Raw genomic sequence first — 18,897 nt, forward strand, 5'->3', positions numbered from 1 at the left:
CGCCCGCCACGCGCTCAGTGCCCCGCCAGCGGCCCCTTCGGCGGCTCCGCTTTCTTCATGAACAGCAGCAGCGGCATCACCACCAGGAAAATCATGCCCAGCATCCAGAAGTTGTCGATGAACGCCAGCATCGCCGCCTGCCGCTCCACCAGGTTGTACAGCAGCCGCTGCGCCTGCCCCGCGGCCTGCACTGCATCCGACCCGCGCCCCACGAAATACGCCGTCGTCCGGGCCAGGAAGCTCTGGTATTCCGGGTTCATGGCATTCACGTGCCCCGCCAGATGCGCCTGGTGAAACTGCGCCCGCCGCTCCAGCATCGTCGTCACCGTGGCAATGCCCACGCTGGCCCCGATGTTCCGCGCCAGGTTGATGATCCCCGTGCCCATGTTCGTCTTCTCTTTGGCCACATAGGAGAACGCCGCCACGTTGATGGGGATGAACAGAAACGCCAACCCCATGCTCTGCAGCATCCGCGCCTTCACCGCGACCCCGAAGGAGATATCCAGGTTCCACCCGGCCATCACGAACAGCGCCGCCGAGCACACCACGCATCCGAACATGATTAGCCAGCGCGCCTCGTACTTCGACACCAGCGTCCCCACCACCGGCATCATCAGCATGATCACCAGCCCGCCCGGCGACAGCGCCTGCCCCGCCAGCTCCGCGTTGTAGCCCATCAGCTGCTGCAGAAACTGCGGAATCAGCACCGTGCTCGCGTACAGCACGAATCCCAGAAAAAACATGCTCATCGTCCCGATCGCGAAGTTGCGGTCCTTCAGCATCCGCAGATCCACCACCGGTTCCTTCTCCCGCAATTCCCAGAGCACCGCCGCCGCCAGCCCCACGATCATCAGCACGAAAAAGACCCGGATGAAGTCCGAGTGCAGCCAGTCTTCGCGCTGCCCCTTGTCCAGGATGATCTGCAGGCTTCCCAGCCCCAGGCTCAGCAGCCCGATCCCGATGTAGTCCACGCGGAAGCCCTGCTTCACGCTCAGCCGCTTCATGTACGGCGGATCGCTGATCAGCAGCGACGTCAGCAGCAGCGAGATGATCCCCACCGGCACGTTGATGTAGAAAATCCAGCGCCACGAAAAATTGTCCGTGATCCACCCGCCCAGCCACGGCCCCACCGTCGGCGCCACCACCACCGCCACTCCGTACACCGCGAAGGCCATGCCCTTCTTCGACGCCGGAAACGTGTCGCTCAGGATCGCCTGCTCGCTCGGCTGCAATCCCCCTCCGCCCGCCCCTTGCAAGATCCGGAAAAGCACCAGCACGCCCAGGCTCGGCGCCAGTCCGCACAGAAACGAGCTCGTCGTGAACAGCGCCACGCAGATCATGTAGAACCGCTTGCGCCCCAGCAGCGACGAAAACCACCCCGACAGCGGCAGCACGATCGCGTTCGACACCAGGTACGACGTCAGCACCCACGTCGATTCGTCGAGCCCCGCGGAAAGATTCCCGGCGATGTGCGGTAGCGCCACGTTGGCGATCGAGGTGTCCAGCACCTCCATGAACGTCGCCAGCGTCACTGTTACGGCGATCACCCACGGGTTGATGCCCCCGTCCGCCGTCCGCAGCTTCGCTAAAATTCGCTTGACCATGCACCTGTTCTTCCCTCGCCGCTCTTACTTCGTCACCACCGTCACGTCCGCGTTCATCCCCGGCCGCAGCACCGCCTTCTCCGCCGGGATGGCATCCAGCACGATCTTTACCGGGATGCGCTGCACCACCTTCACGAAATTCCCCGTCGCGTTTTCCGCCGGCAGCAGGCTCAGCCGCGCCCCCGTCGCTCCCGCGATCGAGTCCACGTGCCCCGTGAAGGTTCTTCCGTAGGTGTCCACCTCCACGTACGCCTTCTGCCCCGGCTTCATCCGCCGCAGTTGCGTCTCCTTGAAGTTCGCCGTCACCCACACGTCGTGCAGCGGCACCAGCACCAGCAGGCCCTGCCCTCCCTGTACCACTTGGCCCGGCTCCACCTGCTTGCGCGTCACCACCCCGTCCACCGGCGCCACCACTGTCGCCGCTTGCAGCGTCAGCTCCGCGTACGTCAGCGCCGCCCGCGCCTGCTCCACCCGTGCCAGTTTGGCCTGCGCCTCCGCGCTGCGCATCGTCACCTGCTTCAGATTGGCCCGCGCCGCCCCGATTCCCGCGCGCGCTTCGTCCACCCGCGCCTTCGCCGCCTGGTACGCCGCCTCGGTGATCGCGATGTTCCGTTCCGCCTGCGCCAGCCGCTCCTGGTCCGCGTGCAGCACGCTGCCCGCGGCCTCCGCGTTGGCCCGGGCCGCGTCCAGTTGCTGCTTGGAAATTTCGTCTTTCGCCGCCAGCGGCAGGAAGCGCTCCAGGTCGGCTTTCGCCAGCTGCGCATTCGCCCGGCTCTTCGCCACGTTGGCCTGTGCGTACGCCAGGTCCGCCGTGCGCGCCAGGTCGTAGGCCCCCTGCGCGCGTTGCAGTTCCGCCTCCGCTCCCGCCAGTTGCGCTTCCGCGCTGGACGTTTCGCTGGCCATGTTCTCGCGCGTTCGCGGCACATCGATCCCCGCCGCCCGCGCCTCGCTCTCCGCCAGCGACACCGCCGCCCGCGCCTGGTCCACGTTGGCCTGAAAATCCCGCGTGTCCAGCCGCACCAGCACCTGCCCGGCTTTCACCGCCTGGTTGTCCTCCACCAGCACCTGCTCCACGCGCCCGTACACCTTGGCCGCCACTGGCGTGACGTGTCCGTCCACCTGCGCGTCGTCCGTGGTCTCCCGCAAGTGGTAATAGAAGTACAGCCCGCTGATCACCGCCAGCAGCCCCATCCCCGCGCCCAGCAGCGCCCGCTGCAGTTTCGGATTCGCCAGCCCCGTCGCTTCCGCTTTCCTCGGCGGTGGCTCCTCCGCGGCGGCCGGCATCTGGGGCGCGTTTTCCAGTCCGACTTCGATCTCGATGCCCATCAGTCCCTCACTTCGCGTACAGCTTTTCCATCTGTCCGGTGGCCCGCGCCAGTTCCGCCCGCGCCTGATTGAAGCGGTACACCGCGGCGATCTGGTTGTCGTTGGCCCGCTCCAGCGCGGCCTGCGCCGTGATCACTTCGATGTTGCTGCTCACCCCGGCCTGGAAGCGGTCGCGCGACTGTGCCACTTCCTCGGTCGCCAGCTGCACGCTCAGATTCGCCAGCTGCACTTCGCTGCGTGCCGCGTTCAGGTTCACCAGCGCGGTCTTCACCTCCCGCGCGATCTCGTTGCGCAGGTCCGCTTGCTGCTGCTCCAGCTTCTGGATCTCCAGCCCTGCCCGCGCCACCTCCGCGTGGATCCGTCCGCCGGTGAACAGCGGCACATTCACGCTGGCCTGATAGTTGTAGACCGGGATTCCGGTCGCCGCGGAAACCCCCGAGTAGGCCCAGTTTCCGTCGAAGCGCAGCGACGGCAGCCGCGCCGCGCTGGCGCCCTTCCGCGTGTCCCGCGCCGCGCGCAGCTTGGCCTCCAGCGCCTGCCACTCCGGCCGCACCGCCAGCGCCTGCTCCAGGCTGGCGTTCAGCTCCGGCTGCGGCGTATCGAAAAACTCCATCGCATCGGCCAGCTCGATCTCCTGCCGCGGATCCAGATTCAGCAACCGGCTCAGTCCATACAGCCCCGCCGTGCGTTCCGCCTGCGCCTCCAGCAGCCGCTGCTTCTCGTTCTGCAGCTCCACGTTGGCGCGCAGCGTGTCCAGCCCCGTCCCCACTCCGGCTTTCTGCAGGTCCGTCGCCAGCTCATGCAACGCCTCCGCCAGCGCCACCCGCGCGTCCGAGGCTTTCACGCTGGCCTCCGCGCGCAGCGTCGCGATGTATTGCGACACCACCACCAGCACCACTTCCTCGCGCACCGAATGGCTCGTCGCACGCTCCGCCCTGGCCGTCTCCCGCGCCGCCTGATATTTCCGCCACAGCGTCAGGTCCAGCACCGGCGCCCCGAACGAACTGCCCGCGGTGAACACCTGGAAGGGACCCGCATGTTGCGGAAACCCGGGAAAGCGCTGCCCGAACCCGGTCTCCAGGTTCAACCGCCGTGCCGCGTCGTCGACCGTGAGCTGCGCCTGCGGCAGCAGCGCCGCCCGCGCCACGTTCTTCTCCTGCTCGCTCTGCGCCGCCGTCAGCACCGCAATCTGCGCCGTGGTGTTCTGCTTCAGCGCCAGCGCCACCGCCTGGTCCAGCGTCAGCCGCAGCACCCCGCTCGGCGCCTCCGCAGCTGGCGCCGCGCTCTGCTGCGCCGCGAGCCGCCCCGGCAGCAGCAGCGCAAACAACAGGAACCCGTAAAAAATGATGTGCGACCCGTTTCCGCCCGGGCCGTTCTTGTCGCTGTCCGTGCCCTTCTTGCAGCCCACAATTTTCCGGATGATCTCCTGGTTCAGACAGCCTTCCGCCAGTAACTGCGCGCCTCGCCGGTGGATCTCCTGCAGCAGTTCCTTTCCCGCCGCATCAATAAAACTCACCGCGCACAAATTCACGGATAATTTCAGCTTCGGGAATCCCGTGCGCAGCTCCCGCCAGCACTGTTCCAACGTTGCTACCCAGGGCCCGGCCAGCCGCCCCTCGACGCTCAGGATCAGCTTTCCGCGCTTTCGCTCTGTAGTGATCTTCAACATGTTGACCGCTTTGCGGTCACCCTTATAGGTGTCCGCTTTTCGGTCACCCCTATAGGTGTCCGCTTTGCCTTCACCGCACGAAGGTTCCGTTTGTCCATATTGCAATTAGACGAACAATTCACAAAAAACGATGCAAGTAAATTAAGGCTTTATATAAGTGTAACATACGAACTTATTGTGGTTTATCTATTGCCTTAAATTAGACTATATATGGGCAATAGATAAAATTAAGTCTTTTAGAAATGCCGTAATATGGTCATTGATCTATTCCTTTCAGCGTATCTTCGAGCCTTTTTTCACCACCAAGGAGCTGGGCAAGGGCACGGGGCTGGGACTCTCCACGGTCTACGGCATCGTCAAGCAGAGCGGCGGCCACATCGAGGTCTACAGCGAGGTGGGCAAAGGCACATCCTTCAAGATCTACCTGCCGCGCATAAACGAAAAACCGCAGGCGGCGGCCGTAGAGCCCCAGCAAGAAGAAACGCGCGGCACGGAGACCATTCTCGTTGTCGAGGACGATGAGGAATTACGCACCATGGCCTGCGAGTATCTCACCGCGCAGGGCTACACCGTTCTCGTGGCCAGCAATGCCGCCGAGGCCATCCCCCTGGTGAAAAGCCATCCGGGACCGATTGCGCTGGTGATTACCGATGTGGTCATGCCCGGACTGAGCGGTCCCCAACTGATTCAGAAATTGACGGACCTGCGACCTCATATCAAGCCGCTCTAGAAGGTGATCCAGCCGGCGCGGATGAGCCACAGCGATCCGGCACCCACCACCATCCACAGCAGAACGCCCTGCAGCAGCGGCCGCCAGCCCACTTGCTTGAGCGTGCCCCGGGAGATGCCCGTGCCGATCAGGAACAGCGTGGCCGTCAGCCCCAGGCGCCCCAGGTTGAACAGGCCGTGCGCCGCGCCGGAAATCCGTGGCACGTAGGTGTTGGCCACCGCGGCCAGGCAAAACAAAAAAATAAACCAGGGAATCTGCACCCGCGAATTGCTCTTCCTCGCCGCCGCCGTGCCCAGCGACAGCGGCACAATCCACAGCGCCCGCGCCAGCTTTACCGTCGTGCCCACCACCAGGGCCGCCGCGCCGTAGCGCGCCGCCGCTCCCACCACCGAGCTGGTGTCATGAATCGCCAGCGCCGCCCACAGCCCGAACTGCCCCTGCGTCAGATGCAGCCACCAGCCGATCAGCGGGAAGATCAGCAGCGCGATCGAATTCAGGATGAACACCGTGCCCAGCGAGACGGCCATCTCCTCCTCGCCGGCTTCGATGATCGGTCCCACCGCGGCAATGGCGCTGCCGCCGCAGATGGCCGTGCCCGTGCTGATCAGAAAGGACGGCGCGGCCCGCACCTGCAGCAACCGCCCGAGCCCGTATCCCGCGCTCAAGGCAAACGCGATGCCCACCGCTGTATACGCAAATCCGCTGCGCCCGGCCTTCAGCACTTCCTGCAGGTTCATGCCGAATCCCAGGGCCACCACCGAGGATTGCAGGAGAAACTTGGCCAGGTTGCGGCTGTCGGTATGGAAGGGATGGGCGAAGCTCAGCCCGTACAGGAGACCCGCGGTCAGCGCCAGGGGCGGCGAGAGCAAGCCCGTCGCGGAGATGATCAGCCCGAGAAAAAATACTGTCTTCGTATTTATGTTCATAGAATCCCAGGTAGTTTAGCAGGTCGCGGAGTTCTCCACCGCGGTACGGCTGCAAGAATTTCTTCCACGAAGTGCGAGTGTGCGCGGCGCTTCACGGTTTTTTGTCTTCCGGGACGGCGGGCGGGGCGAGCTTTGCGGCGTGATGCGTCCGGGCGACAAGGGCCGCGACGATCTTCCTGGCGGCGGCCTGGCTCACCGGGCAGGCGGAATCGTTGATGCGGCACTGCGCCAGGGTGAGCTGGCAGGGGCAGGAGCAGCTTTCGGCGTTGAAGCGGCGCAGCGCGGTCTGCTTCTGTTCCGGAGTGAGCTTCGAGAGGTCCACGCCGGGAAGCTCGGTGGCGCGGTCGGCGTGCTGCAGAAAGACCTGGCCGGTGTCCTCGAAGGTTTCGATCTTCGCGCCGAAGGGCAGGCCGAGCAGGGCGCGAATCTCCGTTTCGTAGAGCGCGGGATCGCGCAGCCCGGTGTGCTTCTGCACCACGCGCCCTTCGGTATCCAACACGAACGAAGTGGGCAGCGCGGGAATTCCGCCATAAAGCTCGCGCAGTCCCGGCGGGGCCAGGGCCACGGGATAATTGATGCCGAACTCCTGCACGAACTTCTGCACGTCTCCGGGCGCATCGTCGTCCACTGAGAGGCCGACGATCTGCAGCTTGCCGGCGTATTTCGTCTGCAGATCGATGAGATCGGGAATTTCCGCGCGGCAGGGTTTGCACCAGGTGGCCCAGAAATTGAGCAGGACTACTTTGCCGCGCAGCGCGGCGAGCGCGAGCGGCTTGCCGGCGAGATCTTTCAGGGCAAAGGGCGGGGCCGAGTCGGGATTGCGCACGAAGCGGATCACCGGACCGGCGGCCGCGGCACTGTCCGCTGCGCTGCTGGGCGCGCTGCTGGGCGCGGTGTCCGGGGGAGCGGGGCTTTGCGCGGCGGCGAGGCCGCTGAGCAGCAGCCCCAGCAGCAGGAGCAGGCCGGATTTCGCGGAATGGGCGGTGATGGACATCGCTATCATTGTATAACCACCCGGGGGGATTGTGGGTAGGGAAGCAAGGACGTAAAGAAGAAGAGAAGTTCTTCGCTCGCAATCCACGCAGCGAAGGGAGCGCGGTTCCTTTCCGACCGGCCGCGCGGCGCCCGGAAGGACGAGAAGCGTTTTTGAGGTATGGTTACACCCATGGTGGAGAGCGGGAACAAAAGGAAGCCGGCGCTGCTGGAGATGAGCCACGTGACGGTGCAGCGCGGGGAGCGCGCGGCGCTGGACGACGTTTCGCTGCGCATCGGCGACGGGGAGCACGTGTGCATCCTGGGGCCGAACGGGTGCGGGAAATCCACGCTGATCAAGACGATTACGCGGGAATGTTATCCGGTGGCGCGGGCAGGGTCGTCCATTGCGATTTTCGGGCAGGAGCGCTGGGATATTTTCGAGCTGCGGGCGCTGCTGGGGATCGTTTCGCCGGACCTGCTGGCGATGTGCTCGACGGATGCGACGTGCCGCGACGTGGTGCTCTCGGGATTCTTCAGCAGCACGCGGATTTTCCCCAATCACCATCCCGCGCCGGAGCACCGGGAGCGGGCCGAAGCGGCGCTGGCGCGGCTGGGGATCGCGCATCTGGCGGGGCGCGCGGTGGCGGAGATGTCCTCCGGGGAGGCCAAGCGCACGCTGATCGCCCGGGCCCTGGCGCACAATCCGCGGACGCTGCTCTTCGACGAGCCGAGCAACGCGCTGGACATCGCCGCGCAGATGCAGCTGCGCACGACGATGCGCGAGCTGGCGCAGGCGGGCCTGGGGATTCTGCTGGTGACGCACCACGTCTCGGAGATCATCCCGGAGATCGAGCGGGTGGTGCTGCTGCGCGCGGGGCGCATCCTGGCGGACGGGCCGAAGGAGCGAGTGCTGACGTCGGAGCGGCTGACGGAGCTGTTTGGCGTGCCGGTACGGCTGGCGCAGCACGACGGGCACTTCCATTTGTGGTAGCAGGTACCAGAATTCCACCCTCTTCCTACCCCCACCCCCGTTGTTTATTGCAAAGAGTGCGGAGATGCTTGATTCTGAAAGAGTTGCATTTTTCATTGAGAAAAAGAGTGCGCAAGAGCAGCCAGGGCAAGAACTTAAAGTCCTGGCTTTTGTGTTAGATAGAAAAGAGTGTGTAAGGCTATGAAAAGAAAGGAGTAGAGAGGCAGTTAACAGTTGACAGTTGAAAGTTGAAAGCAGGAGGAGGCGGGAAGGACGCCGGGAAAGTATTCGAACAGAAGATTGACGAAACACAGAGAAGGATAGCAGAAGAGTGACCTTGTTTCAATAGATTACTGAGTGGTATTCGAATGGATTGTGGAAAAGTACGGGAGTGACGCGCTTTTGCAGTCCGAAACGTCAAAACCCCCGCACGTAAACCCGACGTGTGGGCCACCCGCCTAGAGTTCCAATACTAGGTAGTTACAGACCGATCAGCTTATGCAGAACGGCAAAGATTCCTACAGCCATTGAGACGCAACCTACCAGCCGGAAAACAATCCGCGCGTGACGAAAACGCACGTCCGTCTTGTTGAGCGGCGAGAGGTTGTACTTCTTCTCAAGACCGTCAACAATTGCGTCCGCTCGAAAAAAGACGATGATCCCAACTATTAACGGCACGAGGCTACTTGCGTATTGCAATGCATCCTCAGCGGTCATGGCCAAACTTGACCAAACAGGAAGAGGGCGAGGAAAATCCCGTGAAGCAAGGAACGAACTAGTACGAACAGCAAGAATAGTCCGAAGCCCAGTGCAAGCAAACCAGGGATGCGCTGGTTCCACTTCCATGCTGAAGTTTTTTCGACGTTTTCTAGGATCGCGGGCGAAACTCCACTCCTCCGGCGTCGCCACCTACTGAAGCGCAGCAGCTGGCCCGGGGCAAACGTTTTCAGCGCACCCACGATCGTGAGGAGTACCGCGGCGCTGAACATCAGCAGGTAGGCGCCTAAGGACACCTTCGACGGAGAACCAGGACCGCCTACCAAGGCCGATAAAGGGATCGCAAACTCAGTCATTTGCCAAACGAGGCTTTCTACTTATGTATGTGCCAATATCCGGAATATGTTTCAGCCACTTGGGGCGGGTGGCCCAGTCCTCCGGATCTTCCCATGTTCCTGGCGGCGCACGCGGAGAGGATACCACTGTTGTAAGTTATCGCGGAGTAGTGCGATGGGGGGCGTCCCGAACCTGTTCGATCATTAAACCTGTGCTACCGGCCTGGTTGCGATTGCAAGCAGGGATGCTAAAAACGCGGACAAGCCGGAATTGAGTGGAGAATAAGCGTGCGCGGGGCATGGCCGCCGGACAAAGTCCGTAAGAGAGCAGTCCGAAGAGTTCCATTCCAACGCGTTCTTTTCCTACCAGAAGAGGAGCACGCGCGGACATGGCAACTAGTCCCTCCATGGAACCAAGAGACAGGGAAGGTCCAAACAAGGGTTCAACCGCGACGATTTATCTGGGTAACGATCCGATGTTCACGCTGCGCAGCCTTCCCGACGACGACAGCGTCACCCTGAGCGACGTCCGGGACCCAGCCCAGAGTTGCCGGATTCCCGCGAAGCTGCTGCTCATTCTTGCTGAAACGTTTGTTGCGTTAAGAAAAAAGCGCGCGCTGTCCGACTGAGCGGGGTCCAGACAAGCAAGCAGGGTTTGCGCGCCGAAGAGCCTCGATCGCGTGCACATTACAGCAGGCGCAGGCAATGACACTCGCTCGTCTTTTCCACTCTGTTTATACATTCCGGATGAAACGTTCGTTTTATCGACCAGAACGGGCGGCTTGAGGTATGCTTTTGTCCAGGAGAGCACTTGAGCGTTGCGGGCCGACTGCGGGAGTTACGTTCGCGGATCGGAATTACCACGCGCGAAGTAGCCGAGCAAAGCCAAAAGATCGCCGAGGCCGAAGGCAATCCAGAATATTTTGTTTCGAACGCGTGGCTCACGCAACTCGAGAACACCGACTCGGTTCCCAGCATCTTCAAGCTATTCAGCCTCAGCGTGATTTACAGGATCAAGTTCACCGACCTGGTTTTGTTGTTCGGGGTGGACCTGGAAAAGATCGAGAAACATCGCATCGCGATGCCGCCGCAGGACACCTCCCGCGCGACGATTGAAGTCTACGACACGGAACGAACCGTAACTTTTCCCGTGCGCTTCGACCCGGGATTCAGCGTCAGCACGACAAACCTACTGTCCCGGATGGTGGAGGTGTGGGGGGAGATTCCGATCTCCCTGATTCAGCACCTGGACTTGCGGCACCAACACTACGGGTACATCGGCCTGCAAGATTTCACCCTCCATCCACTGCTGCGCCCCGGCTCCTTCGTGCAGATTGACGAGGGGGTCAAGAAAATCCAGCCGGGCAAGTGGCGGACGGAATATGACCGGCCGATTTATTTTCTCGAACTTCGCGACGGTTATGCCTGCGGATGGTGCGAAGTGAACCGCAACGAACTCCTTTTGCTCCCGCACCCGCTATCCCCTTGCAGCGTGAAAAAATACGCGTATGGGACCGAAGCGGAGATCGTGGGACAGGTGACCGGGGTGGCTATGCGGCTTGTGGATCCCGATTACGAGGGAGCAGGCGAGAGCGCAAGATTGCCAAAGCGACAGTGACATTGGACGTAAAAAGCTCCGCGGTCAGGGGATCGCAATCCAAGGGTGCCGTGATTCGATAGGGCTGAAGCTTCTCCCAAGTGCCGATGAGTTCGATTATTTCTATCCGATTGCAACAAGCATAGACTTCCAGCTCCTCCACCAAGTTCTCGAGGGAACTCGTCCCCAGGCATTTGAATATTTCCTGGTGGCAGGCCGTCAGCGCGGCGGCGGCGGCGTCTTGCGAGAATTCATTCGCCAGTCCGTCATGATGATAGCGGCCCGTGGTGTAATCGCGGGTGGAGGCGAGATAGATCAGCCGGGCAAAATCCCCCTTGAGTTTTGCCAGAGTGCGATGCTGGAGATCCTCGCGCGCGGCTTCCACGGCCATTCGTTTGATCCTTGTTTCCATTTAGCCACCGATCCGGGGGAGATTTGCTGACGGAGATTGTGGTATCCCCGCAGATTTTCCGGCCAGGCCCCAAAGTTGCGTCGACAAATCGCTCACATAGCGAGCCATCCCCCGCGTGTGAATGGGACCGAGGAAATAGATAGCAACGGCCATCAGCCAGCACATTCCGGAAACGAGCAGGCAATCGACAGCAATCTTGATTTCCGTCCCAGGATTCAGGTCCGTGCTTTTCCGGGCTATTTCCGCATGGTATCGCCGGACATTGGCGATCTCGTGGCGGGTCTGGCGCAGCCATAAATAGGCAAGTCTTTTCCGCTCGCGGTGGAACAACTCCTGAGCCCCGCGCGAGTGTTCCCGGGCGATAAAATCGGAATCTTCCCGGTCGAAGATTCGTTCCAGGACCTCCGGCGGGCACGGTACGGCAGGCATTGCCGCTGCCGTCTGTTCTTCCGACCGATTGCGCGTGCTCCCCGATTGGGCTCCCTCACGCATAAACGAAAAACCAATCAATACGATGAACAGGAAGCCGAGAAGAATGACGAGAATGGCGGGCCAGCTCACGGAAGCACCGTCTTCGAGATGTAACTGCGGACCATGGCCACGCGCTTTCTCGTGCCGGCCGAAAGCAATTGATAATCGTATTCGAGCTTCGATTCGGAAGCGGGCAAGGGCATGGGCGCGTAGGCCCACAAGGCGGGGCACCAGATGGCCAAAACGAGAACGTAGGAAAGAGGTTGAAGATATACCCACCATACTTGAAAGGCTGAGCCTAACTGTGTGCGGAACGTGAGATTGACGACGCTGGTGCCAAGGAAGAGACCATAACCCAGCATCATGCCCCGAAGATTCTTGCCCAGAGGGATCGCGTAATAATAAAACAGGGCAAACAGAGCGATTAGAAAGACAGACTGAACCATCCGGAGATTTCGTTCCAAGTCATAGGCTATTGATCCCGGCGACAATCCCGTGCCGGACAACGCATTGGCCAGGACTTTCGAGATCACCATGGCAAAAACGAAAGCGAGAACATTGCGCGCCATGCGCGCGGCGCCCGGGTAGTGGACGAGGCCCTGCCTGTAAAGCTCGAAGAGTATCCCGCAACCCAACAACATATCGATGAATTGCGTATACCAATAAAAATAGGGGTATAAATCCGCATGCCAGAGCAAGATGTAAAATCGAGCGAGCGATTGCAGGAATACACAGAGCAGATACGCGTAGAAGAGAGAGTATTTCGCGAAGAATCTTCCGCGAACCGCTCTCAGGAGCAAAATGGCTTCGAGGATGTTGCACGTCCAGAAAATTAACTGGCTAATCATGATTGTTAGCCAGAAATTCTAACACGAAGCCCAGAGGGAAGGTTCAAGAAACCTTCCCTCTGGTCGGTTTGCAACCCTCGTGCTACGCGGCCAGTGTGGACGACGGGAGCACCCAGGGTGACGGTGCGGGTGGCGCACCGCCATCACTCTGCAGAACGGGCTGCTCCGTTTTAACTGGTTGCAAGTCAATGGGAAGCGTGAGTGTGGCGATTACTGCGAGCAAAAGCGCGAGCCCAAATAGTTTTCTTCCGAAAGACATGTTTCCTCCAAGTGTTGAGAGTTGGGACCCCTAGCGACCCGGCGGGCCTCTGAGTCTTATTAACGCGTAAGAGACACAGTGAGTTTGCGCGAATCGAGAATCTGGTTCGTAAGCCGAGCAACTCTTTCAAACGGAGCCTGGGCGTGGAGTTCCACGGTTCGGATTCCGAGCAACGGCCAATTCCCTGGCCGGTACCTCGATGCCCTGTCATGAACGCATTCCGGAGACAGTGAGGCTGGGGCTGCCGGTACGACTTCCTGCCCCCTTGCTGAGAGCAAACCAGCACGTACTCCATTTCTTCAATCAAAACCCCGGTCCGCTTGCTCTGCATGCCAAGCAAGAATCTGAATTTCGGAAGAATTCTTAGGAGCGATGCGGATACTAAAAACTCGGGAATGATCGTTGCAAACTGCGTTGGACGGAGGAGCGATCAGTGGAAGCAGAGTCTTCCAGTGGAAGCCGTGCAGCGAGGTACCCGTTTGTCGCTGAGGTGAGGGCCACGAATTTGGCCTCCGGAACACAGATCTATGGAGAAACGGAGGATTTGAGTATAGGCGGATGCTGCATCCGCACGCGTGAGCCATTGCCTCGTGGCAGTTCCATCCTGGTGGAAATCAAAAGAAGCGGAATTCTCTTCGTAACTCGAGCAACTGTAGCCTACAGCCTGGCGGCAGAAGCGATGGGTGTAATTTTTCTGAACGTGCCATCCGAGCAGATGCCAATTCTCGCAGGCTGGCTTCAAGCTGCAATTCCAACCATTCGTCGCAATGTAAGGGAGGAACAGCCGGGCAGTGAGGCTGCGGATGCTCTCCTTGAAAAACCGGAGACAATCAGCGATTAGGATAGCCCGCCTGTGTGTCAACGAAACCCTTACGTTTCATTGGACCGACTCCAAATCCGCCCATTGCCCGTTGCTGAAAACTGCGATCTTTGTGATCGGGTGTAACTCCCATAACGTCGGCCTGTATTAGGGCGGGTGGCCCACTCGTGCGGATTTTTTTCTTCTATCTGGCGGCGCACGGGGAGAGGATACCGCTTCTGCACGTCAGCACGGAGTAGCGAGATGAAGGGCAGCCCGAGTCTGCTCGGTCAGTGAACCTAGGGCAATCGCGGATCAGATACGGGGGCCCATCAAATCACTCCGTTCATCTCCCAAAACGGTAACTGCGCTCGAGTTCACCCAGGCGGGTCACGAGTTCTGAATGTGACTGCACGTGGAAAAGATACCTGGGTACGTCTCTTACCGTGCTGCGGGCCATAAATGGCTCCCCCCAGAAACTCAAAAGTATTTCTGTGTTTCCGTCAGGTTCCGTCTCTGCCCGGATGAACGATACACTTTCGCGGAGCGGGCACCAGATCGGCGGCTGCATTTTCTCGGAGCCGGCACACGCACGCCTTGATCTTAGGCATCACGTCGTCGCGCCAGCGCTCCTTCTCGCTCTCATCCAGAATGAATTGAATGGCAGTGACGCGGGGGTTTTCGATTGCTGGCCGCAGGAGAGCATCAAAAAGGGTTTGCGGTCTGAACATGAGCAGGCAGACGTTAAAATAGAGCATTTCTCCGAGGGAACGACGCGCGAACTGCGCGCTCATCGAGCGTTACTGCGACGGCCCAATGAGTACGGCGTCAGGCGGCTGCAAAGCCGCTTGCATCTTCATCACCGCCGCCTCTGCCCGCTCGATGTGCTCCGTCAGACGCCCTTGTTGGTGTTCGCGGCGCAAATCGCGAAGGAGAAGGAGCGCTAGAAGCAGAAGCATCATTGTCAAAAGAGCTTCGGCTTTCACAATGTGCAGGAAATGCAGGACCAATGCCGCGACCGCGGCTGTTATCCCCGCCACGGCGTCCCAATCCACACTCAAGAACCGTTTCATACTTCCTGTCCGCGTTGTGATCCGAGAAAGCATCTTGCAGCCGCCTTGTTACTTCCGTTCGCTTTGCGCCCCGCCCTCCCCGGCTTCATGGTAATGGCCCGAGACGGGTTCCGTGGCTGCCACATACATTCGTTCAGCGTAGTGGATAAATTCTATATACGCTTTAACGTACGCGTGGCCCGCCTCGACATTGTTTTTGTTGAAGTCCGCCTTTTCCAGCGCGCCTTGGAAATGCTCGCGAAGCCCCTTCTCCGCAGCTCCATTGACAAGCTTCACCAGCGGCTCTGCTGTCCGATCCGCGAGCGCTTTGTCCGCGGCGGGGATGGCGGGGCCGAGATCCCGGCCCGCAGGTTTGAGCCCAGTATAGGGCGCTCCTTCGCCCGCTCGATGCAGGCGCACTAGGGTCTCGAAGAAATATCGATCGGCTAGCGCCTTCGCTTCCGGGCTCAGTTTCCGGACAGTCATCGTTTGGTCAAAGGCTTTTCGTATTTCAACTTCATCAGCCTTTTGCACCCAAATGAGAACGAGATTGACGTTTCCTGTCTCCAGCGCTTTCTGCGCCGCCTTGACCACGGGTCCATCCATTCCATCGCAGTGACCCAGGGCACGGTTCGGCGTCAAAACCAGGAGGCCCAGAACAAGCAGAGCCCGCTTCCAGCTACGTTCCGTCATGGCGCACCTCCTTTTTGGGGTGAAACTTGGCGGCTTGCGCATTCCATTCTCTGAAATTTTTTTTGCCAGCGCACCCCGGCGAGAGGATAGCACTTCTGCAAGTTAGCGTGGAATGGTGCGATGGGGGCACCCCGGATCTGCTCGGTCATTGAACCCGGGGCACCCGGCTGAAATAGTGAGCGTAGGCTCTTAAGATTTTGGGGAGGGCGTTCCCGTGCCTTGTTGAGACAAGTTTCGCCCGCCCCCCAGTCGCTATCTGTGGAAGCTCAGGACAAATGCCTCAACCTTTCACAGGGATCGTGACCGGCTCAGCGAGCTTGAACGTGAGTGGAGTCTCGGGGCGAAGATGGATGTCTTTCTTTCCCGTCAGAAAGGCCACCGTCGTTCCTACCCCTGCGCCCACAGGCCCACCGATTAGCGCGCCCTTACCGCCACCGGCGAGCGCGCCAATCAAGACTCCTCCGCCTGCTCCGCCGCCAATCCACGCCCAGTTGCGTTTCTTGTGGTCGCCGCCAGCCTTCCAGGAAGCAGTTGTGCGGACGCCGTAGTTCTGGCCATTCACTGAAACGCCTTCGAGCTCCAGCTGCAACCGCGCCCTGCCCATTAATCTTCCTGAGTGCCGTGCATCAACAACCAATCCCTCAGCGTAGGCACCCCGAGGGATGACCGTCTTGCCATCAATGATCACGGGTTCTGAGACCGTAGCCTCAAAGTGATCTCCCGGTCTGCTCTGGTCGCTCGCCAGGGCTTGATTCAGAGTCACATGGATGGCTGTGGTTTCAGGCAGCGTCAGAGCTTCTGAACGTTTCGGCAAAGTAGCAGCCGCAACCCCCAGCGCCACTACGAGCAATACCGAACCACCAACCATCAAGTATTTTCTTTTGGTCAGAATCATAAGCACCTCGAAGCCCGATTAGAGTCAGATGGTTTTCCATCGAGTACCTTATTAAATGATTTGAAATGAATAAGTTGCCAATTTTTTACTTCCAGGATCCCGGCAAGAATTACATGACTTGAGAACTTCTGGAGTACTGCGAGTACTAATGGCGGAAACAGCGAAGGTCGTGGGACTAGAAGATTTCAATAGCTGGATTTTTGCGTCCAGCTCATGGGCCTCATTGTGAACCCATCGCGAGAAGGGCCCGCTCAGACGTACAATTTGTTGTCAGAGAGGACGTCCGAATTATTTTCAGGATCACAACCCTGTATCACTCTTGCAATTCATCCGGCGTACAAAACGAGGGTGCCCCGCGCACATTTAAAGACCGAAGCGCGAAACGCGAAATACGAAACGCGAAATGTGAAACGCGAAACTCGAAATGCGAAATTGTCAGATGGGGCGGCGGAGGCCGAGTTTGCGCATGCGGGCCTGCAGGGTGGTGCGCTTGAGGCCGAGGAGGGCGGCGGCGCCGCTGGGTCCGGCGATGCGCCAGTGGGTAAAGCGGAGGGCGCGGAGGATGTGCTGGCGCTCGGCTTCTTCGAGGGTGGAGATGGCGGCATCGGCCGGAGCGCGGGAGGGGGCGAAGGAAAAAGCGTCGCCGAAGGCGGCGGCTGGAGCGGGCTTTAACTCGGCCAGGGGGACGCGGAGCTCGTTGCCGGGGGAAAGGAGCACGGCGCGCTCGATGAGATTTTCGAGCTCGCGGATGTTGCCGGGCCAGGAGTAGCTGACCAGGGCGTCCATGACTTCGGCGGGGACGTATTCGACTTTTTTATTGAGCTGGCGGCTATAGCGCTGGACGAAGTAGCGGACCAGGAGGGGCACGTCTTCGCGGCGCTCGCGCAGCGCGGGAACGTGAATGGGGAAGACGTTGAGGCGGTAGTAGAGGTCGCTGCGGAACTGTTTATCGGCGACGAGTTTGGCGAGGTCGCGGTTGGTGGCGGCGACGACGCGGGTGTCCACGCGAATGGTGCGCGGGCTGCCGAGACGCTCGAATTCCTGCTCCTGGAGGACGCGGAGGAGTTTGGGCTGCAGATCGAGGGGGATGTCGCCGACTTCGTCGAGGAACAGGGTGCCTTTGTCGGCGAGCTCGAAGCGGCCGATCTTCTGGGCGATGGCGCCGGTGAAGGCGCCGCGCTCGTGGCCGAAAAGCTCGGATTCGAGCAGGCCGGAAGGGATGGCGGCGCAGTTGACCTTGACGAAGGTGCGGGCGCGGCGCGCGCTGCGGTTGTGGATGGCGCGGGCGATGAGCTCCTTGCCGGTGCCGGTCTCGCCGAGGATGAGCACGGCGGTGGAGGCGGCGGCGACGAGCTCGACCTGGGCGAGGGTGCGCTTGATGGCGGCGCTTTCGCCGATGATCTCCTCGAAGTTGAACTCGCTGCGGATCTCTTCTTCGAGGTAGAGCTTTTCTTCGTTGAGCTTGTTCTTGAGGGCGTCAATCTCCTTGAAGGCCAGGGCGTTTTCGACGGCGATGGCCACTTGCCCGGCGACCTGGCGGAGGAGCTCGACGTCGGCCTCGGGAAAGGCGTCGGGGCGGCGGCTGGCGAGATTGAGGGTGCCGAAGGTGCGGCCGTGGGTGAAGAGCGGAACGCAGCAGATGGAGGTGACGCCTTCGCGGCGGAGGATGCCGATGATTTCGCCGGGGAAGCGGTCGAGCTCGGGGCCGCGCAGAAGGCAGGGCTGGCCGGTGGAGAAGCAGCGGCCGGAGGGCGAGGCGTCGAGGGGCACGATCATCTCCGGGCGGAGGAGTCCCTGGGCGGCGGGGAAATCGAGGGCGTGAATGCGAAGCAGGCCGCTGGCGGGATCGAAGAGGGCGAGGCTGGTGTAGTCGTGGTGGATGACGCGCTCGAGGGTGGTGACGATGCCGCGGAAAAGTTCCTGGAAGTCGCGGTGGGCGACGAGCAGGTTATTGACTTCGAGGAGCACCTGGAGGCGGTCGCGTTCGCGGGCGAGTTGCTGCTGGTAGGCCTGGGAGCTCTCGGAATTGAGGGCGTTGTCCACGGCGACGGCCACCTGGCTGGCGACGCGCTGCAGGAATTGCAGCTCGGCGTCGGTGATGCGCTGGGCGGCGCGGCGGCCGAAGCCCAGCGCGCCGATGCGGCGCTGGGCAGTGGTCAGGGGGAGCAGGGCCAGGGAGTGGACGCCCTCGGCTTGCAGGCGCTGCATGAACTCGGGGTAGCGCGCATCGAGGGCGGCGTCGGCGACGAGAAAGGGCTGCTGCATCTGCAAGACCCAGCCCGCAGGATGGTTTTCGACGGGCGCCTCGGTGCCGGGTTCGTGATCGGTGGGCTGGCGCGCTTCGAGGACGTGCAGGCGCATGACGTTACGCGCGGGATCGTGGAGGACGAGGGCGAGGAAATCGAAGGAGACGACGGAATGGAGACGGCCGGAGAGATCGTGGAAGAGGGCTGGCAGATCGCGGTGCTGCGCGACGGCTTCGCTGACTTCCAGCAGGGCTTCGAGCTGGCGCCGGGACTGCTCGGGCGGCGCGGCCGCGTTGGGGGAGGAAGGAACGGGATCGGCCATGAGAGGCAGGATAGCACCGCGTTCCACGAGGCCTCAACCGTGAGGCGGGCA

17 protein-coding genes and 1 pseudogene are annotated in these 18,897 nt (G+C 61.0%); 5 read left to right on the forward strand and 13 right to left on the reverse strand.

What is annotated here, in order from left to right:
- Positions 1-14: 14 nt before the first annotated feature.
- From LAN61_01135 to LAN61_01145, 3 genes are read right to left on the reverse strand one after another with little or no spacing between them, the layout of a single operon-like run.
- Positions 15-1,604: a DHA2 family efflux MFS transporter permease subunit gene (locus LAN61_01135; protein ID MBZ5539101.1), complete on the reverse strand. Its 1,590-nt coding sequence runs from the start codon at positions 1,602-1,604 to the stop codon at positions 15-17.
- Between the two features lie 24 nt (positions 1,605-1,628).
- Positions 1,629-2,930: an HlyD family secretion protein gene (locus LAN61_01140; GenBank protein MBZ5539102.1), complete on the reverse strand. Its 1,302-nt coding sequence runs from the start codon at positions 2,928-2,930 to the stop codon at positions 1,629-1,631.
- 7 nt (positions 2,931-2,937) lie between these two features.
- Positions 2,938-4,599 carry a TolC family protein gene (locus LAN61_01145; protein ID MBZ5539103.1) on the reverse strand — a complete coding sequence of 554 codons (1,662 nt, stop codon included), beginning with the start codon at positions 4,597-4,599 and terminating at the stop codon, positions 2,938-2,940.
- Positions 4,600-4,774: 175 nt separating this feature from the next.
- Here LAN61_01145 and LAN61_01150 point away from each other — a divergent pair, with 175 nt between their 5' ends.
- Positions 4,775-5,329 carry a response regulator gene (locus tag LAN61_01150; protein MBZ5539104.1) on the forward strand — a complete coding sequence of 185 codons (555 nt, stop codon included), beginning with the start codon at positions 4,775-4,777 and terminating at the stop codon, positions 5,327-5,329.
- Here LAN61_01150 and LAN61_01155 read toward each other — a convergent pair.
- Positions 5,326-6,255, reverse strand: a complete 930-nt coding sequence (locus tag LAN61_01155) for a putative sulfate exporter family transporter (GenBank protein ID MBZ5539105.1) — start codon at positions 6,253-6,255, stop codon at positions 5,326-5,328. The genes LAN61_01150 and LAN61_01155 overlap by 4 nt on opposite strands.
- A gap of 91 nt (positions 6,256-6,346) precedes the next feature.
- On the reverse strand, positions 6,347-7,249 hold the full coding sequence (locus LAN61_01160) for a TlpA family protein disulfide reductase (protein ID MBZ5539106.1): 903 nt from the start codon (positions 7,247-7,249) through the stop codon (positions 6,347-6,349).
- A 171-nt stretch (positions 7,250-7,420) separates the two neighbouring features.
- On the opposite strand from LAN61_01160, the gene LAN61_01165 reads away from it, so the two are divergent.
- Positions 7,421-8,221 (forward strand): ATP-binding cassette domain-containing protein, encoded by an 801-nt coding sequence (locus LAN61_01165; GenBank protein MBZ5539107.1) that lies wholly within the window; start codon positions 7,421-7,423, stop codon positions 8,219-8,221.
- A gap of 459 nt (positions 8,222-8,680) precedes the next feature.
- Here the strand turns inward: LAN61_01165 and LAN61_01170 are convergent, their stop codons facing one another.
- Positions 8,681-8,917, reverse strand: coding sequence for a hypothetical protein (locus tag LAN61_01170; protein ID MBZ5539108.1), 237 nt, complete (start codon positions 8,915-8,917; stop codon positions 8,681-8,683).
- A 724-nt stretch (positions 8,918-9,641) separates the two neighbouring features.
- Between LAN61_01170 and LAN61_01175 the strand changes: the two genes are divergently transcribed.
- Both LAN61_01175 and LAN61_01180 read left to right on the forward strand, forming a co-directional pair.
- Positions 9,642-9,881: a hypothetical protein gene (locus LAN61_01175; protein MBZ5539109.1), complete on the forward strand. Its 240-nt coding sequence runs from the start codon at positions 9,642-9,644 to the stop codon at positions 9,879-9,881.
- Positions 9,882-10,063: 182 nt separating this feature from the next.
- Entirely contained in the window at positions 10,064-10,870 is an 807-nt protein-coding gene (locus tag LAN61_01180) for a helix-turn-helix transcriptional regulator (GenBank protein ID MBZ5539110.1), read from the forward strand.
- Here the strand turns inward: LAN61_01180 and LAN61_01185 are convergent.
- Genes LAN61_01185 through LAN61_01195 form a run of 3 tightly spaced genes read right to left on the reverse strand, consistent with a single transcriptional unit; the run spans position 10,803 to position 12,580 of the window.
- Positions 10,803-11,240, reverse strand: coding sequence for a hypothetical protein (locus tag LAN61_01185; GenBank protein MBZ5539111.1), 438 nt, complete (start codon positions 11,238-11,240; stop codon positions 10,803-10,805). The two genes, LAN61_01180 and LAN61_01185, sit on opposite strands and share 68 nt — an antisense overlap.
- A gap of 21 nt (positions 11,241-11,261) precedes the next feature.
- Positions 11,262-11,822 (reverse strand): hypothetical protein, encoded by a 561-nt coding sequence (locus tag LAN61_01190; GenBank protein ID MBZ5539112.1) that lies wholly within the window; start codon positions 11,820-11,822, stop codon positions 11,262-11,264.
- Positions 11,819-12,580: a hypothetical protein gene (locus LAN61_01195; protein MBZ5539113.1), complete on the reverse strand. Its 762-nt coding sequence runs from the start codon at positions 12,578-12,580 to the stop codon at positions 11,819-11,821. The genes LAN61_01190 and LAN61_01195 overlap by 4 nt, the downstream gene beginning before the upstream one ends.
- 692 nt (positions 12,581-13,272) lie before the next feature.
- Here LAN61_01195 and LAN61_01200 point away from each other — a divergent pair.
- A complete protein-coding gene (locus tag LAN61_01200) occupies positions 13,273-13,680 on the forward strand; it encodes a PilZ domain-containing protein (protein ID MBZ5539114.1) in 408 nt (135 codons plus the stop codon).
- A 304-nt stretch (positions 13,681-13,984) separates the two neighbouring features.
- On the opposite strand, the pseudogene LAN61_01205 reads toward LAN61_01200, so the two are convergent.
- The 4 genes and pseudogenes from LAN61_01205 to LAN61_01220 all read right to left on the reverse strand — a co-directional run bounded on the left by LAN61_01205 (position 13,985) and on the right by LAN61_01220 (position 18,846).
- Positions 13,985-14,711, reverse strand: a pseudogene (locus LAN61_01205) (hypothetical protein).
- A 48-nt stretch (positions 14,712-14,759) separates the two neighbouring features.
- Complete coding sequence (locus LAN61_01210; GenBank protein MBZ5539115.1) at positions 14,760-15,383, reverse strand: DUF6448 family protein; 624 nt, start codon at positions 15,381-15,383, stop codon at positions 14,760-14,762.
- Positions 15,384-15,663: 280 nt separating this feature from the next.
- On the reverse strand, positions 15,664-16,278 hold the full coding sequence (locus LAN61_01215; GenBank protein ID MBZ5539116.1) for a hypothetical protein: 615 nt from the start codon (positions 16,276-16,278) through the stop codon (positions 15,664-15,666).
- Between the two features lie 435 nt (positions 16,279-16,713).
- Entirely contained in the window at positions 16,714-18,846 is a 2,133-nt protein-coding gene (locus LAN61_01220) for a sigma 54-interacting transcriptional regulator (GenBank protein MBZ5539117.1), read from the reverse strand.
- Positions 18,847-18,897: the final 51 nt, after the last annotated feature.

The organism is Terriglobia bacterium (assembly GCA_020072785.1).
In the GTDB taxonomy this organism is placed as follows: Bacteria; Acidobacteriota; Terriglobia; order Acidiferrales; family UBA7541; genus Acidiferrum.